The 17,292-nt window shown below is 54.3% G+C and carries 13 protein-coding genes; 8 read left to right on the top strand and 5 right to left on the bottom strand.

All coding sequences use genetic code 11. The features are described 5' to 3' along the window. Positions 1-363: 363 nt before the first annotated feature. Genes SAMA_RS00455 through SAMA_RS00445 form a run of 3 tightly spaced genes read left to right on the top strand, consistent with a single transcriptional unit; the run spans position 364 to position 2,101 of the window. Positions 364-1,044: a methyltransferase domain-containing protein gene (locus SAMA_RS00455; RefSeq protein ID WP_011758213.1), complete on the top strand. Its 681-nt coding sequence runs from the start codon at positions 364-366 to the stop codon at positions 1,042-1,044. A gap of 36 nt (positions 1,045-1,080) precedes the next feature. Then, positions 1,081-1,617: a Der GTPase-activating protein YihI gene (gene yihI / locus SAMA_RS00450; protein WP_011758212.1), complete on the top strand. Its 537-nt coding sequence runs from the start codon at positions 1,081-1,083 to the stop codon at positions 1,615-1,617. A gap of 16 nt (positions 1,618-1,633) precedes the next feature. Next, complete coding sequence (locus SAMA_RS00445; protein WP_011758211.1) at positions 1,634-2,101, top strand: DUF2489 domain-containing protein; 468 nt, start codon at positions 1,634-1,636, stop codon at positions 2,099-2,101. A 56-nt stretch (positions 2,102-2,157) separates the two neighbouring features. Here SAMA_RS00445 and SAMA_RS00440 read toward each other — a convergent pair whose 3' ends face one another. Beyond that, the gene (locus SAMA_RS00440; protein ID WP_011758210.1) at positions 2,158-3,429 is read right to left on the bottom strand and encodes a metal-dependent hydrolase family protein; all 1,272 of its coding nucleotides are present in this window, start codon (positions 3,427-3,429) and stop codon (positions 2,158-2,160) included. A gap of 102 nt (positions 3,430-3,531) precedes the next feature. Here SAMA_RS00440 and hemN point away from each other — a divergent pair, with 102 nt between their 5' ends. Then, positions 3,532-4,908 carry an oxygen-independent coproporphyrinogen III oxidase gene (gene hemN / locus SAMA_RS00435; RefSeq protein ID WP_083766385.1) on the top strand — a complete coding sequence of 459 codons (1,377 nt, stop codon included), beginning with the start codon at positions 3,532-3,534 and terminating at the stop codon, positions 4,906-4,908. Positions 4,909-4,994: 86 nt separating this feature from the next. On the opposite strand, the gene add is transcribed toward hemN, so the two are convergent. Then, the gene (add, locus tag SAMA_RS00430) at positions 4,995-5,993 is read right to left on the bottom strand and encodes an adenosine deaminase (protein WP_011758208.1); all 999 of its coding nucleotides are present in this window, start codon (positions 5,991-5,993) and stop codon (positions 4,995-4,997) included. 230 nt (positions 5,994-6,223) lie between these two features. Here add and SAMA_RS00425 point away from each other — a divergent pair, with 230 nt between their 5' ends. Next, positions 6,224-8,083, top strand: coding sequence for a DUF885 domain-containing protein (locus SAMA_RS00425; protein WP_011758207.1), 1,860 nt, complete (start codon positions 6,224-6,226; stop codon positions 8,081-8,083). Between the two features lie 43 nt (positions 8,084-8,126). Continuing rightward, complete coding sequence (locus SAMA_RS00420) at positions 8,127-9,080, top strand: alpha/beta fold hydrolase (protein WP_011758206.1); 954 nt, start codon at positions 8,127-8,129, stop codon at positions 9,078-9,080. A gap of 53 nt (positions 9,081-9,133) precedes the next feature. Here SAMA_RS00420 and SAMA_RS00415 read toward each other — a convergent pair whose 3' ends face one another. Beyond that, complete coding sequence (locus SAMA_RS00415; protein WP_232280505.1) at positions 9,134-11,620, bottom strand: putative bifunctional diguanylate cyclase/phosphodiesterase; 2,487 nt, start codon at positions 11,618-11,620, stop codon at positions 9,134-9,136. A gap of 216 nt (positions 11,621-11,836) precedes the next feature. Continuing rightward, a complete protein-coding gene (hutC, locus tag SAMA_RS00410) occupies positions 11,837-12,541 on the bottom strand; it encodes a histidine utilization repressor (RefSeq protein ID WP_011758204.1) in 705 nt (234 codons plus the stop codon). Positions 12,542-12,755: 214 nt separating this feature from the next. Between hutC and hutI the strand changes: the two genes are divergently transcribed. Continuing rightward, positions 12,756-13,994 (top strand): imidazolonepropionase, encoded by a 1,239-nt coding sequence (hutI, locus tag SAMA_RS00405; protein ID WP_011758203.1) that lies wholly within the window; start codon positions 12,756-12,758, stop codon positions 13,992-13,994. Between the two features lie 371 nt (positions 13,995-14,365). Then, on the top strand, positions 14,366-15,175 hold the full coding sequence (locus SAMA_RS00400; protein ID WP_198134290.1) for an alpha/beta hydrolase: 810 nt from the start codon (positions 14,366-14,368) through the stop codon (positions 15,173-15,175). A gap of 71 nt (positions 15,176-15,246) precedes the next feature. On the opposite strand, the gene SAMA_RS19035 is transcribed toward SAMA_RS00400, so the two are convergent. Continuing rightward, entirely contained in the window at positions 15,247-17,244 is a 1,998-nt protein-coding gene (locus SAMA_RS19035; RefSeq protein ID WP_011758201.1) for an alpha/beta hydrolase family protein, read from the bottom strand. Between the last annotated feature and the right edge of the window lie 48 nt (positions 17,245-17,292).

Here is a 17,292-nt window from a genome sequence, read left to right as displayed (position 1 = left end):
GCTTTGGATGCGCCGGCTGGATGCTGTAATCACTGGAAGGTAATTGCTACACGGATGGTTTACTTAGCGTCAATGAAGACGGGTTGGATAGCAGATGTGTCATGAAGACCATCTACGGAAGCTGTGGTCAGGATGGCGACAGGTTTAGAAAGTGTCTGGACGACCGAAAACGAGAAATTTCCGCAAGGAAAGCAGTAAAAAAAAGACGGATCTGACCGGGAAAGTCACATAGCAAGTATGGATACTTGGAATCAGGATAAGGTGCCAAGGCACCGTGTTGAGGCGGCAGTCTAACTGCCGCCTTTTTTCTTTGGTGCATGTTATACTGCCACTGCCTTGGTAAACCTCAAGCGAACCCTTTCAATGCGACGTTGCCCCCTGTGCCTCAAGCTGGACACCCAGTTATTTCATCAGGACAAAAAACGCAGTTTCCATCACTGTGCCACATGTGGAATGGTGTTTGCCGACGGTGCAACACATTTGCCGCCTCAAGCGATTCGTCAGCGTTACGGGCGCGGTGGCACCCAGGATAATCAGCGCCAGCTATCGCCGTTTTTATTGTCATTGCTTGAACAAATCACCAGCCTGCATGGTACAGAGGTGCGGGGATTAAACTACGGTCGGGTATTGGATACAGAGAGTCACTGGCAACTTAATTCCGCTGGCCATGAGCTCAGCCAGTACGACCCTTTTACCGCGCCTGATCCCGAAGCCCTGCAAAGCCAATACGACTTTATATGCTGTTTCAGGGTGTTCGAACATTTTGCTGCCCCCCACCGGGAATGGCAGCTCTTTAACCGCTTACTCAAAGCCGGTGGTTTTTTGGCCATCAGCACCAGGATGCTGACCAACCCATCACGCTTTGATAAATGGCACCATAAAAATAACCCTGCCCATGTCAGCTTTCCCTGTCGGGAAACCTTCGAATATTTGGCTGCTGACAGTGGCTTTCGGCTAATATTTGCCGAAAATGACTTCATCCTGATGCAAAAACCATCGGGATCTGATATAAAACGCGACCCAAATTCATGCCCTGCCCTGTGAGCCGGGCTGTTCAAGGCACTTCGGAGTTAGAGACCCATGACCCGTATCAAGAAGACACGTAAAGCTGGCGGAACAGCCCCCAAGCAGGCACCTCGCACCCCCAAGTCCGAGCGAGTGCCAACTTCAAAAAAACGCGACACCGGTAATAAGTCCGGTAGCCGCCAGAACCCAGGCACCGAAAAGCAAGGTAACCGCAGTGGCAAGGGCAAACAGGACCCACGTCTTGGCAGTAAAAAGCCCGTGGCATTGGAACTGGCGCCGCAAACTCAGCCTCAGGTGAAGGCTCCCAAGCCAAAACAGCCAAAACTAAGCGATGAGCAACTGCTGCTCAAACTCGAAGAAGACCCACGTCTTAACGAGCTGCTCGATCGCCTGGAAGAAGGCCGGGTCCTGGGCGCCGAGGATCAGCGCTGGCTCGACGAGCAGTTATCCAAAATTGAAGCCCTGATGGAAAAACTGGGTATCACTGATATTGACGAAGCTCAGGGCGAAGACAGCGATGACGATGATGCCCTGTTGGCCCGATTCGAATCCGGCGCCGATGTGTTAAAGCAATACCAGGACAAAGACTGAGAATAAAGGAGCGACCATGCCAACCTTGCTTATCGTTTTGGGTACGCTGATTGTACTGGTCCTCGCCGCCTATGCGGCAAGCCTGCTGTGGAAGCTTAAAAAGCAAACTCAGGCCCGAGAAGCGGCCATTGCAGAACGAAAGGCTGCTGCCGATAAACGCCGTGAAGAAATATTCACTGACATCCGCTATATCGCTCTGGCGATGCTGGAAGACAGATGCGAAATTTCTGAAGGCGTTGTGCGTATTGCCAAACTGTTTGAAGTGCTGTCACTGTCTGAACGCGTCAGTGGCGACTACCCAGCGCTCTTTCGCCATTTCGAGCGCATCCGCCACCATCCGATTATGGAGCAGCGTAAAGCCCTGCCCAAGCCAGAACGCATGAAGCTGGACTTTGAACGTATGAAGTCTGAGGCCGAACTGACCGAGGATATTCTCGAAGATGCCAAGCGTTTAAAGGACTTCAAACTGGCGAACAGTCACTGAGACTCGGCTGATTCCACAAACAAAAAGGGCGCCTTTGCGCCCTTTTTGCTTGCTGATTACTTCACCCGCGTACCGTCTTTAATCACCAGGTCTACGGCCTCCAACAAGGCGATATTCTCCAGTGGATTTCCTTTTACTCCGGTCACATCGGCTAACATGCCCGCTTTTAATGTACCCAGGTCTGACTGACCAAGCACTCTGGCGGCAACGGAGGTGGCCGACTGGATGGCGGCCATGGGTGGCATACCGGCATCCACCATCAGGGTAAACTCGCGTCCGTTACGTCCATGCTCATACACGCCGGCATCTGTACCGAAGGCGATGGTCACTCCGGCCTTGTATGCCTTGGCAAAGGTCCCCTGGATCTTGGGGCCGATTGCCGCCGCCTTGGGCCTGACAACTTCCGGGAAATAGCCGTCAATTTTTGCTTTGTCGGCCACAAACTCTCCCGCCAGCAGGGTGGGCACCAGCGCCACATTGTGTTTTTTCATCAGGGGGAACAATTCCTCATCCATGTAGGTGCCGTGCTCTATGGTGTTCACCCCGGCCAGAATTGCCCTTTTCATACCCTCTTTGCCATGGGCATGCACTGCCACTTTAAAGCCGTAATCCTTGGCTGCAGCCACTATGGCCTTAAGCTCTTCATCAGTAAATTGCGGATTTTCGCCGCTCTTGGCCACGGAGAGCACACCACCAGTCGCGGTAATCTTTATCAGGTCGGATCCGTCTTTATAGCGCTGGCGCACCGCCTTGTAGGCATCGGCAGGACCGTTGATTACCCCTTCCTTTGGCCCGGGGTCGCCCACCAGCTCCTGGTTGCGACCGTTTGTCTTGTCGGCATGTCCGCCCGTGGTGCCAATGCTGGTACCGGCGGTAAATATCCGGGGGCCCTGTACCCAGCCTTTGTTGATTGCATTTCGAAGGGCAATAGAGCCGAGCCCGGCATCCCCCAGATCGCGCACCGTGGTAAAACCGGCATTCAGGGTGCGTTTGCCATACATCACACCACGCAGGGCAACATCGGCAGGATTCAGAGTATAGGGCTCAAGGTAAGAGTCTTTACTGCCCTGAAACGTCAGGTGGGTATGCATATCGATAAAGCCCGGCATCAGGGTGCCATCGCGCCAATCTATCACTGTGTCGCCTTCTGCCGGGGCTCGGTAGCCTTTTTCGATGCCCTGAATGCGATTTCCGTCCAGTACCAGTGTTGCCTCCCGCACCGGTTTGGCAGCCTCACCATCGATGATACTTCCCGCATGGATGAGGGTCAGCGCGTGAGCATTCACACATAAAGCCCATAAAGTGACAGACAAGAGCGTCTTTTTCATGGATATTCCTTCTCCTGTGACGAAATTTACAACCTGGATCAAGGTTATTTGATCTTAAAGCCTTCATACTTCGCCCATTGCTAAATTACCGGAGGACACGACTTGAAGCAGCCAACTCAAATCAGCTGGGATCAGTCGATGATCGAGAAATACAACTACAGCGGTCCCCGTTATACCTCTTATCCGACGGCGCTGGAGTTCAACGACGGCTTTACAGAGCAGGATTTGCTGAGTGCCATTGAGCACAGCAAGAGCGATAAGTTGTCACTTTATATTCACATCCCCTTCTGTGCCAAGCTTTGTTATTACTGCGGCTGCAACAAGGTCATCACCCGCCACGCCCATAAGGCCGATCAGTACATTGAGTATCTGGCGAGTGAAATCTTAAACCGTGCCCCACTGTTCAAGGGCTACACGGTTACTCAGATGCACTGGGGCGGTGGTACCCCTACTTTCCTGAGCCCTGAGCAAATTCTGCGGCTGACCAAGCTTTTAAAGGACAACTTCAACTTCGCCGATGAAGGTGAATTCTCCATTGAAGTTGACCCGCGCGAAATTGAGCTGACCATGCTCGACACCCTCAAGGAAGCCGGTTTCAACCGTATTTCTATTGGGGTGCAGGACTTCAACAAGCAGGTTCAGGAAGCGGTAAACCGTCCACAGGACGAGCAGTTTATTTTCGACCTGATTGGCAAGGCCAAGGCCATGGGCTTTGAGTCCACCAACGTGGATTTGATTTACGGCCTGCCCCATCAGACACCGGAAACCTTCGCTGAAACCATCCAGCGCATTCTGGACCTGTCGCCTGACCGTCTGTCGGTGTTCAACTACGCCCACCTGCCTGCGCGCTTTGCCGCCCAGCGCAAGATCAAGGACGAAGATCTGCCATCACCGCAGCAGAAGCTGGAAATCCTGCACCAGACCATCGAGACCCTGGTGGACGCCGGATATCAGTACATCGGCATGGATCACTTCGCCAAGCCCGATGACGAGCTGGCGCGCCTGCAACGCGAAGGCAAGCTGCACCGCAACTTCCAAGGCTATACTACCCAGGAAGAATGTGACCTGCTGGGTCTGGGTGTATCGTCCATCAGCCAGATTGGCGATTGCTACGCCCAAAACCAGAAAGATATCCGCCCATACTACGAAGCCATAGACGACCATGGCCATGCGCTGTGGAAGGGTTGCAAACTGAACCACGACGACGAAATCCGCCGGGTGGTCATCAAGCAGCTGATCTGTCATTTCGACCTGGATATGGCTGTTATCGATGAGAAGTTTGGCTTCACCTTCGAAGACTACTTCGCTCAGGATTTGAAACTGCTGCAGACCTTTATCGACGACAAGCTGGTGACCATTGAGAACCGTCGTATTCATGTGTCTGATACCGGCCGTCTGCTTATCCGTAATATCTGTATGTGCTTTGACGTGTACTTCCGCGAGAAGGCCCGTCAGCAGCAGTTCTCACGGGTAATTTAAGGCTTGGAAAAGGGCGTTCCAGTCCGATTCAGCCAACAAAAAAACCGGCCACTGGGCCGGTTTTTTTATCTACAATGTTCGCTGAGTCAGGCTTTGGCGGCGTAAAGCGCTTTTCGGTCTGAATCAGAGATAAATGCCATCTCCACACCATTGGCCTGCAGTTTGGCAAGCTCGGCAGCACTGAAACCCATCTCGTTATGGGCAAGTCTGTACTCGTGCTTGATGTCGATATTGCTCACGCCCGGGTCGTCGGTATTCAGACACACCAACACACCGGCATCCACGAAGGTGCGCAGCGGATGCTCAGCCAGCGACTTCACGGTGGAGGTTTGCAGATTAGAAGTGGGGCATGACTCGATTCCAATGCGGTGCTTGGCGAGATACTCCATCAGCTTGGGATCCTGTACCGCCTTCACGCCATGACCGATACGGGTGGCACCCAGTTCCTGAATCGCCTGCCACATGCTCTCGGCGCCAGCGGCTTCACCTGCGTGTACTGTAATATTCAGCCCCGAGTCACGCACCCGCTTGAAGTGATCGTTAAACAGGCTGCCGGGGAAACCCAGTTCGTCACCGGCCAGGTCGATGGCCACCAGCTTGTCGCGGTGGGCCAAAAGGCCATTCAGCTCAGCGGTGCAGGCATCCACGCCAAAAGAGCGGGACATGATGCCAATCAGGTTAATCTTCACCTGGGGATGCGCTTTCAATCCCTGATTCACACCGTCAATCACGGCCTCCACCACACCTTCAATCGGCAGCTTGTGGTTCATCGCCATGTAGTAAGGGCTGAAACGCAGCTCGGCATAATCGAGGCCTGACAGCGCTGCATCGGCCACGTTTTCACGGGCCACCCGCTGCACTGCATCCAGATCTGCGAGCACGGCCACCATCCAGTCGAGCTTTTTCAAAAACGCGACCAGGCTGGTTTCCTTACCCTGAATTTGAACGAAAGGCGCCAACGTCTCCAGCGAGTCCGCCGGTAAGGCGATACCGTGCTGATGACCCAGCTCCCAAATGGTTTGCACCCTGACATTGCCGTCAAGATGCCGGTGGAGGTCCACCAGTGGAATCTTGTTATCAATCATAGTTAACCCCTGTTTGAAAGCCCCGCCAATTGTGTTTTTATTCCTGGTCTTGGGCTGCGATGAAGTTTAACACGCAATTGCAGGCTTAAATCTGAGTAATGTTCAATCTGCTCTCAAAATCAACAATTTCTGACAAACTTAGTGGCTAAAGTTAAGGCTTCGGGCTGGCAAGGCGGCAACAGTCAGGCATAATCCCTCGTTGGATAACACAAAATCAAAAGGACAACGGCATGCACAAGCTCTTCAAACCGTCACTGCTCGCTCTGGCTCTTGCCGGCACCCTCGCCGGTTGCAACGTCAACACCACCGCCAGCGATGCCTACAGGTATTCTTACGATGCCAATCGTGCGCAGCAGCGCCCCGCTGCCGAAGAGCCCAAAGCTGCAGAGGTCAAAGCCGCTCCGGTCATTCTTGATAAAAACCTGCAAAGCATTATCGATAAAGCCTGGCAGCTGGATTTGGAAATCAGCCCCTCACTGGCCTACGACCAGGGCGATAAGTCTGCGGCGGGTAAGCTGGCTGACCTGTCACCAGAACGTCTGGCCGAGACTCAGCTGAAACGCCAAAGCCTTCTGGCCTCGCTGAAGGCGCTGGATCGCAGCAAGCTGTCCAAGGAAGACCGCATCAATGCCGATATTCTTCAGGGGCAAATTCAGAACGATGTCGACATGTATCAGTTTAAAGACCACTACATGCCCATTTCCTCCGAAGGCGGCTTCCACGCCTACATTGCCTCCATGGCCAAGGGCAGCTTCAAGACCCGCGAAGACTACGACAATTACCTCGCCAAGCTGAATGCCCTGCCTCAGTACTTTGCCCAGCAAACGTTCTGGCTGCGTCAGGGGTTGACGAGTGGTATCACCCCACCCAAGGTCACCCTCAAGGGCTTTGAAGACAGCATCAGCGCTTTTATGGTGCCAGTGGAAGACAGCACCTATTTCGCCCCCTTTAAGGAATTTCCGGCCCATTTCAGCGCCGCCGAAAAAGCAGAGCTGACTCAAGCTGGTCGCAAGGCCGTGGCGGAGAAAGTACTGCCCCAGTATCAGGCCTTCTATGACTTTATGACCGGCGAGTACATGCCAAACGCCCGAGAAACCATTGCCGCCTACGACATGCCAAACGGCCAGGACTTCTACGAGAACCGGGTGCGTTATTACACGACCCTCGACATGACCTCAGACGAAGTACATCAGCTTGGTCTGAAAGAAGTCGCCCGCATCCGCGCCGAAATGGAAGCCGTCATCAAGAGCACCGGCTTTAAGGGCAGCTTCGATGAGTTCCTGCACTTCCTGCGCACCGATCCGCGCTTCTATGCAACCACGCCGGAGCAACTGCTGAAAGAAGCCGCCTATATCGCCAAGAAGGCCGACGCCATGCTGCCGAAGTTCTTTGGCAAGCTGCCACGTCAGCCCTATGGCATAGAGCCGGTACCGGCCGAAATCGCCCCCAAGTACACCACGGGGCGCTATTCCGGTTCCTCCGCACCGGACAAAGCCGGTTACTACTGGGTCAACACCTATGCGCTGGACAAGCGTCCACTGTATGAAATGGAAGCCCTGACCCTGCACGAGGCCGTTCCTGGGCATCACCTGCAAATTGCCCTCAATCAGGAACTGGACCAGCTGCCCAACTTCCGCCGCTACAGCTATATCTCAGCCTTCGGCGAAGGTTGGGGTCTGTACAGCGAATACCTTGGACTGGAAGGCGGATTCTACACTGACCCCTACAGCAACTTTGGCCGCCTGACCTATGAAATGTGGCGCGCCGCCCGTTTGGTGGTGGACACAGGGATGCACGCCAAGGGATGGAGCCGTCAGCAGGCCATCGACTTTATGGCGGGTAACACGGCGCTGTCGCTGCACAACGTGAATACCGAAATCGACCGTTACATCTCCTGGCCGGGCCAGGCGGTGTCGTACAAGATTGGCGAGCTCACCATCAAGCGTCTGCGGGCCAAGGCCGAAGCCGAGTTGGGTGAAAAATTCGACATCCGCGCTTTCCACGATGCCGTGCTGGCCCATGGCAGCGTGCCCCTGTCGGTGCTGGAGCAGCAAATCAACGACTTTATCGCCGCCGCCAAAGCGGCCTGAACCCAGTCCGGGGCCGCTGGCCCCGGCATTTTTATCAGATCGCATGCATACACCAGCTTTGAATACATCTTTGACAATTCCACCTGCCCTTAAGGCGCTGTATCAGCGCTGTGAGCTGGGCAGCCTCGCCACCAGCCCCGGCGTCGACATCGCCTGGCTGGCACTGGAACACCCCAGTCCTAAGGGCAGCATTGTTTTTTCCAATGGCCGGGTTGAGGCCTTTCTCAAGTATCTGGAGCTGTACCAGGATTTTTATGACGCTGGCTACAGTGTCTACGCACTGGACCATCGCGGTCAGGGTCTATCGAGCCGTCTTACGCCCAACCGCCATATGGGCCATGTGGCGCACTTCAGTGACTATGTCACTGACTTCAATCATTTTATAGACCAGGTTGTGCGCCCCCGAGCCAAAGCGCCGCTGTTTCTGGCTGGCCACTCCATGGGCGGCGCCATAGGCACCCTGTATTTGCAGGCGCATTCGGGCCTCTTCAGTGCCGCCTGTTTCTCGGCCCCCATGTACGGCATCTGCCTGCCCATGAACAAGGTGTTTGTGCGCTGGCTGGCGCAAAAGCTGGATGCCAGCGCTAAAGGGCTACCCAACTACATTCTCGGGGGCAAGGACTATCATCCGGCCCCCTTTGCCAAAAACGACCTCACCAAAAGCGAGGCCCGTTATCAGGCCTACCGCGAGCTCTATGAGCAAAACCCGCAATTGCAACTGGGCTCGCCCACCAACCGCTGGCTGCTGGAAGCATTGGATGCCTGTGACGAAGCGGTATTGGCGGCGCGGGAGAGCAAAATCCCTTTGCTGGTGTTGCAGGCGAGTGAAGACACCATAGTTGACAACAAAGCCCAGAACAGGGCCATGGGTGGACTGTGCGAATGCTTGCAGATTAACGACGCCCGCCATGAGATTTTGATGGAATGCGACGGCCCACGCACCAAGGCGATAGAGGCGATGCTGGGCTTTTTTGCCAGCCATGCCAAGCAGCGCTGATATGCAGGCCTGATATCTTCAGGCCGCGTCTTGCCAAACCTTGATTTGGTGCGTCAGCTACGGCGACTGGCGCTTTGGGCGCTGGGGGCGATACGCCGTGCAACCAACTCTGAGGCTGGCATAGGTTTGCCAAGCAAATACCCCTGGAAGAAGTCACACTCCAGGCTTGAGAGATAGGCCTGCTGAGCCTCGGTCTCTACCCCTTCTGCCACCACCTTCAACATGAGGCTGTGGGCCATGTCCACAATGGCCCGCACTATGGCATTACCCGCTTCGGTACCGATACGGCCGACAAAGGCGGCGTCCAGCTTCAGCCTGGAGAGCGGCAGACTCTGCAGATAACTCAGTGACGAATAGCCGGTACCAAAGTCATCGATGGCGATGGAAAACCCGGCGCTGCGCAGTCGCTGCATCCGCTCGCTGATGGCATTGAGGTTGGACAACAGCGCGTATTCAGTCAGCTCAAGTTCAATCTGTGCTGGCGACACCTGATGCGCTTTGAGCAGGGCCAGCAGGCGTTCGACAAAATCAATCTGGTTGAAGTGCCTCGCACTGATGTTCACGGCCACCGCCGGCATGGGGGTGCCCTTTTCTGACATGGCCTTTAGCGTGCGACATACTTCCAGCAATACCCATTGGCCAATGCCGATGATAAGACCCGAATCTTCGGCCACCGGAATAAATTGTGCCGGTGAAATAGGACCGCGTTCAGGATGATGCCAGCGGCACAGGGCTTCACAGCATACCAGCTCACCATCGTGATTAAAGATGGGCTGAAACACCAAAGACAATTGTTCACGCTCGATGGCATGCCGCAACTCGTTTTGCAGCCACAGGTTTTCTGTTGCCTTATCTTCCAGTTCGTCACTGTAAAGGGCACAACCGTTGCGGCCACCGTCTTTGGCCGCGTACATGGCCATATCTGCATGCTTAAGCAGCTGCGCCGGCTCAACCGGATGATGATTATCAAACAGGCACACGCCCACGGAGGCGGTGACATTGATTTGCTGATCCGAGAGCTGAAAACTGCGGGCAATCTGCTGTTTCAGCTCGGCTCCCAGCTGCATCGCCTGATGAGCTGCCTGCTCAGTGTCGGTCGCCAGGTCGAGAACCATAATCGCGAACTCATCGCCGCCCAACCGTGCCACAAGGGCATTACCGCTGAAAAAGCCCGACAGTCTGGCTGCGGCCTGAATCAGCAGGCGGTCGCCATGGTGATGACCCAGAGCATCGTTGACGAGTTTAAAGTTGTCCAAATCAATCAGTAGCAGGGCGCCCAAGCGTAACATGCTGCCGGGACCCGCTTGCTGAAACTCAAACAGGGCGTCCATCACTGCCCGGCGGTTGGCCAGGTTGGTCAGGGAGTCGTGGTTGGCCTGATGGGCGATGGCCTGCTGATTACGCATATCTTCCGATACATCACGCTGGCTGCCTATCACCCGTGCCGGTCGACCATCCTCTTGCCATTCCACCACCATGCCGCGATCGAGCACCCAAATATAGTGCCCCTGCCTGTGTTTCAGGCGATGGCGGCTCTCGTAAACATCGGCTTCGCCCTTGAGATAGCTTTGCAGTCGCTCCAGCACCCGTGCTTTATCATCCGGGTGCAAGCGGCCTTCCCAAGAGCTGTACTCGTTTTTCAGCTCAGTGGGGCCATAACCCAGCATTTCTTTCCAGCGGTCAGACAAAAACAGTTCGCCACTGCTTATCTGCCAATCCCAAATACCGGTTTGCGAACCTTCCACCGCAAACAACCAGCGCTGCTCCGAGTCTCGCAGCTGCTTGAGGGTGCGCTTGAGCTTGAGTTCAGTCTGGTACATGTACTGCTGCAATTTGGCGACTTCGCTGGAGGCCATGGGCACAGTCTGCGCCAAAGGCTCCGCCTGCTTCAGGCGGGCCAAACGCAGCAAACTGCGAAGCGGTCTGACGCCCACATAATGAAACACGGTTAAAAACATCAGGATCAGTAAGGCGCCGCCACCCCATATCTGCAAAAAGCGTTGCTGCAATTCGCTTATGGCACGGCTGTAGGCACCCGAGAGGTCGTATTCCAGATAGATTAGGTTGATTTCGCTATAGCGGGGAACACCACTGTGGTTAACAGGGTAGTAAGCCTGAATCGATAGGCGGTCGGAGTTAACCTGTACCCATGGCTTTTTGGCGGCCACCGTCTGCTGATGACGCGCCGTTTCATAACCGTCGATGACCTGACTGGCGCGACTGCCCTGCCACACCAGATGGTTGGCATAACGAATGTTGCTGCCCGGGTCCACCAGTACCAGCACCATCAACTCCAGGTCAGTCGCTGCCAGTGACACCTCCTGAGCGATACGGTCGGTATCCTGTAACGCCATGGCCTCTGAGACGATGTGCTGCAAGCGGAACATTTGCTGTCTGACCTGCGCCAACTGGGCTTCTGCCACCTGCTCCTGCTTGAGAGATTTTTCATAGTAAAACTCTGCCCCTACCAGACTCAGGTAGAGCAGTATCAGACACAGAGGTGCCATTAAGGCCAGTGACAGGCGCGGCAGTCTTGGCAAAGCGTTATCCAGCAAACAAAAACCAATGAACCCCTATGCTATCCACAATCCGGGATCTTGGCAAAAGACCATTCATCGACAGAGGAAAAATAGCCAAATTAACAATATGAAATACAAAAAGATTTAAGCTTGTTCAACCTTCGACTGAAACGGTGTTTTTCGCAAAACCGCACACTGAGACTCTTTTGCTATGCCAGAGTATTGCCAAAAAAGCTTCTATTTAAAGGTAAGGTGGCCACCAAGACGAAAACGACTGCCGGGATGAACCAAGCGGGCAAAACTCACTACCCCCTGACGGGACCAGGTACGACGGATGATCTGCAGGCAGGGTTCGCCTTCGGGTATATTCAGGCTGTTCCGGATCTGCTCTTTAGGCATAATCGCCTCTATGGTATGACGCGCCTCCGTCAGCGGGGCGACGTGCGACAGATACTCATGGGGTGTCAGTTGGCTGAAATCCTGCCTAAGATACCCGGGCGCCAGACTGGGATTAACAAAACGCTCCTCCAGTTGCAGGGGTATTCCCTGTTCGCAATGCACCAGCAATGAGTAAAACACTTCAGTGCCCTCCTCCAGCCCAAGGGCAATAGCGATCGGGGGGATGGCATTGATAGCGGCCAATTCCACCACCTGCACACTGTGGCCATGACCGCGCCCCTTGATTTCATCAGCGATATTGCGAATAGACAACATGCTTGACTGGGACTTGAGTGACGCCACAAAGGTACCTAGCCCCTGAGAGCGCTCCAACACCCCTGCCTCAACCAATTCAGTCAGCGCGCGGCGGGCGGTCATACGGCTGCAGCCAAACTGCTCGGCGAGCTGGTTCTCCGAGGGCACCCGGGTATTTTCTTCCCATTCGCCCGCTTCAATGTGGCGCCGTATGTATTCTTTGATTTCGGCAAACTTGGCTGTGGCCATTTGGGTCCCTTAATTTCCGCCGGTAACGGTTTGCGGCTGTCTTTCCCGCCTGAGTGTCGGCTATAATCCAAACTTGTATATACAAGTAGATACTGGCTGATTGGCAGAAGATCAAGCCGTAACAATAGAAACAATAGATTAGTCAGTTGCCGCGACCTATTTTTATAACGACGGTACACAAAAAGCCTACATAACAGCCACAGCAGGAGTCAGCATGTCTTGGGATCAGGTTTGGATTGATATCAATATTGCCACCATGGACCCATCCATGAACGAGGCTTATGGCGCCATTACCGATGCGGCGCTGGCGGTAAAAGACGGCAAAATAGCCTGGCTTGGCAAGCGCAGCGACCTGCCCGAATTCGATGTGCTGGCCACCCCTGTACACCGCGGCCATGGCGGCTGGCTGACCCCCGGCCTGATTGATGCCCACACTCACCTGGTATTTGCCGGTAATCGCGCCAACGAATTTGAGCTGCGTCTGCAGGGCGCAAGCTACGAAGAAATCGCCCGCGCCGGCGGCGGCATTGTCAGCACAGTAAAAGCCTGCCGCGACGCCGACGAAGCCGAGCTGTTTGACCTCGCCCGTCGCCGCCTGAATGCGTTGGCAAAGGAAGGGGTTACCACGGTGGAAATCAAATCAGGCTACGGCCTGGATTTGGATACCGAGCTTAAGCTACTGCGGGTTGCCCGCGAGCTTGGCCAGCACCACCACGTGGATGTAGTCACCACCTTCCTCGGTGCCCATGCCGTGCCCCCTGAGTTCAAAACCCTGGGCGAAGCCGGAACCGATGCCTATGTGGATCTGGTGGTCAACGAAATGCTGCCCGCCGTGGTGGCCGAGAACCTTGCCGATGCCGCCGACGTATTCTGCGAAAACATCGCCTTTAACCTAGAGCAAACCGAGCGGGTTCTGAGCGCCGCCAAAACTTTGGGGCTGGATATCAAGCTGCACGCCGAGCAGCTCAGCAACCTCGGAGGCAGTGAACTGGCCGCGCGTCTTGGCGCCAAGTCGGTTGACCATATCGAATACCTCGACGAAGCCGGCGTAAAGGCCATTGCCCAAAGCGGCACCTGCGCCGTGCTGTTGCCGGGCGCCTTCTACTTCCTGCGGGAAACCAAGCTGCCTCCCATCGACCTTTTGCGTCAGTATCAGGTGCCCATGGTGCTTGCCAGCGATTTTAACCCCGGTTCATCACCTATCTGCTCGACCCTGCTGATGCTGAACATGGGCTGCACCCTGTTCCGTCTGACGCCGGAAGAGGCCCTTGCCGGCGTAACCCGTAACGCCGCCCGCGCCCTTGGCCGTGACCAGCGCGTGGGCGTGTTACGTGAAGGTATGGAGGCCGACTTCTGCCTGTGGCGTATCTCCACCCCGGCGGAGCTGGCATACTCCTATGGCGTAAATCCACTGGTGGATGTGGTGAAAGGTGGCAGGCTAATTCATCAATAAGGGCCCGGAATTGTTTCGGGAGCCAAGGCACGTTTTAATCTTGCGCTCCCCTATTAACTTCAACTTAGTTGGTACTGTCACCACAACCATTTCAATCATTTATAACCTCATCACCTCCAACAGGCGGATGGTTGAAACTTGAAAAACGCCTGCATTACATTCCACACAGCGCCACGCCGACCTCCCACCATAAAAGGATGATTTGCATGACAAGGATATGTGCTCTCTTACTCGCCTGCTGCGCTCAGTTTGCAAATGCTACAACGGCCTCAGATGCCACAGCTGACTCGCATGAGCTACACACAACTGTCGATAGGCATGTTGCCTCCCAGCTTGGCGGGCAACGTGGCAATGGACTGCTCTATGAAATAGTGGATACCCAGGTTTGGGATGTACCGGACCCCGGCAGCGGACGACACTATCAGGTATTTGTGGCGCTGCCGGCATCCTATGAAAAGGAGCCTTCACGGCGCTATCCAGTGCTCTACGTCACCGATGCGGATTATGCTTTTCCCTTGGTGAAACAGATAGCAAGGCGTCTGAATGGTCACGGTCCGGCCATTGAAGACTTTATTTTGGTAGGACTGTCTTATTCGGTCGGTGACCATGGCGTACCAAGCCGCCGACGCGACTACACCCCCACACCCAACGGCCCGGGGGCGGATGCCACAAAGGGCGTCCATGGAGAGGGACAAACCTATCTTGAGTACCTCAAGCACGTTGCAATTCCCTTCGTAGCGGATAAATACCGCACCGATGAGGCACAACGGCTGTTCCTCGGCCACTCCTACGGCGGACTCTTGGGGGCACAGGCGCTGTTGACTGATCCCAGGATGTTTGCCGGGTATGTGCTTGGCAGTCCGTCATTTTGGTATGACAACAAAGTCATGTGGTCTTTCGAACAGCGCTACGCCAAAGCCAACAAGGATTTATCCGCGAAGGTGTATCTGTATGTCGGGGAATATGAAGATATGAAGCCCGGCGATACACGATATGCCACCCGTTACAACATGGTCACGGATGCGCGCTATTTCGAGAAAACGCTCATGTCTCGCCGGTACCCGTCGCTGCAGCTAAGGTTGGATGTGCTGAACGACGAAGATCACCTGAGCGTGGCACCGCGCGGCTTTACCCATGGACTCAAGTATCTGTTGCCTGCATCCACAGGTAATAAGCCCTGATCTGAGTGGTGTGGGCAAGCCTCAAACAAACGCTAATCCACACCACTCAAACAAAACCCAGCCCGCAGCTCCTATTCCCCAAGGTGAGTTTTCAGGAACTGCTCAACTTCCTGATACACCTTGGCGGCGCTGTCTTTCAGGATAAAGGGGTTATGGCCTGTGTCTGTCAGTTCGACAAACTTAAAGTCTTTCTTCGACTTCGCCAGTGCCTCAACCATGACTTCAGCCTGGGTGTAGGGCACGATTTGATCGCTGTCTCCGGCGATAATCAGCAGTGGTAAGCTCACTTTTGATGCAAGTAACGCCGGTGAATTGTCATCCAACATTTTGGCGTCCCGGATGGGATGACCAATGCGTTCGTAGAGTATCTCTTCAATTCTGTCTTCGTTTATTTCTGCGGAATCCACGTCAAACGCGATTTGATCTTTAAGGTGGGTCACCCCGTTAATACTGATGCTGCAACGGTACAGCTCAGGGGTTTTAATGGCGCCCATCAGCGCGGCATAACCACCATAGGAGGCCCCCACAATGCACACCCTGGACTTATCCGCGTAGCCATTTTGGGTCATGTAGGTGACGGCGTCTGACACATCGTCCTGCATCCGCTGTCCCCACTGTTTGTAGCCAGCTTTCTCAAATTCCAGTCCATAACCGGTAGAACCGCGGAAGTTTGGCTGTATGACGATATAACCCCGGGTAGCAATGAACTGGGCGAAGAAATCAAAGCTGGCACTGTCACGGGATTGTGGGCCGCCGTGGGGTAACACCACCATAGGGTAGGCTTTGGTGTCGTCATAATTGGGTGGGAATAGCAGGTACATACGCAGCTTTTGCCCGTCTCTGGTACTGTAATTCACCTTGGCGGGCAACCCGAGATTCTCGGGCACCAGTTGATTATGTACATCCCCCAGCCATGTCAGGGCCTGGGTCTTGTAGTCGTAAACATAGAATTTGCCCAGATGGTCTGCACCGCTGCTTTTTACCACCACACGGTTTTTACTGGTGCTCGAAGCCCAGAAAGAGAAGTTGCTGTGCCCTATGTCTTCAGCCACCTTGTCGTAGTGGGCCTGATAACTCTTATCCAAATACACATTACGGATGAGGTCCCGCTGCACCTGGTAACCCAGATATTCGCCGGTGAAGGCGTCAAACATGGGAGAGTAAATATCTTCTTCAGGCAGCGAGGCGACAACCTGCTTCTCTTTGCTGCCTTTTTTATATTTGACGATTTCATAATAGCCGCTCGTTTCATTGCGCTTGCGGTATATCAGCTCGCCTTCCTTACCAATACCTACCAAGCCTTCAAAGTCGAATTCGCCATCTTCATTTTGCTCGAAATAGATACGGTCGATGGGAACCCATTCGCCTTCCTGAGTGTATTCGTACACTTGCACACTGCGGCTGTAATAGTAATAGTCCAGCCTGAACGTAGGCTGGCCCTGTTTGTCGGTTAAAATGTTGTAGGTGCGCCTTCCGCCCTCCAGCACCACTTCACCCTTCCCCGTGTACACATTCACTTTCATGATTTCGAGGCCTTTATGGCCCCAGGCGGGCATAAGAATATGCTGCTCGTCATCCACCAGCAGGTTACTGACTCTGGACAGGTTTAAGTTTTTGCGGCTGTATTTTTTATGGTTGAGCAGCACCACCCTATCCTGACAGTGCACATCCATGGAAATGGAACGCCTGAAGTAATCGTACTCATCGAGGTCGAACTCCGGGTCTTTCTCCGCCTTCTTTTTTAATTTGGAGATACGCTCGTAGGGCACCATCAGATTCACAATCACCCGAGTGTTATTTGCCCAACTAATAGAGTCGGCGCGAATAAATTCATCCTGCAATATCCCGGTGATAGGCGCCCCTTCCTGAGAAAAGTCCCGGATGACAACATCGCGGCTCTTACCTGCCTGGCGAATAAACGCCAGATAACGACCATCCGGTGAAAATTCGGCGTCGTAGATGAGAGGGTCACTGATAAAGTCGTCTTTTGTTAATTGCGTATAGGCGTGGGCGGTGGGGCTCACCCACATCCATATAAGCGATAGCACTATGGTCATCATCACTTTCATCTAGCATCATCCTTAACCAGCGTCTGTCAGGGTTATACCTCGAACAAC

Source organism: Shewanella amazonensis SB2B, from assembly GCF_000015245.1.
GTDB lineage: Bacteria > Pseudomonadota > Gammaproteobacteria > Enterobacterales > Shewanellaceae > Shewanella > Shewanella amazonensis.
The sequence above is the reverse complement of the archived record's forward strand: the minus strand, read 5'-3'. Positions and strand labels throughout refer to the sequence as shown.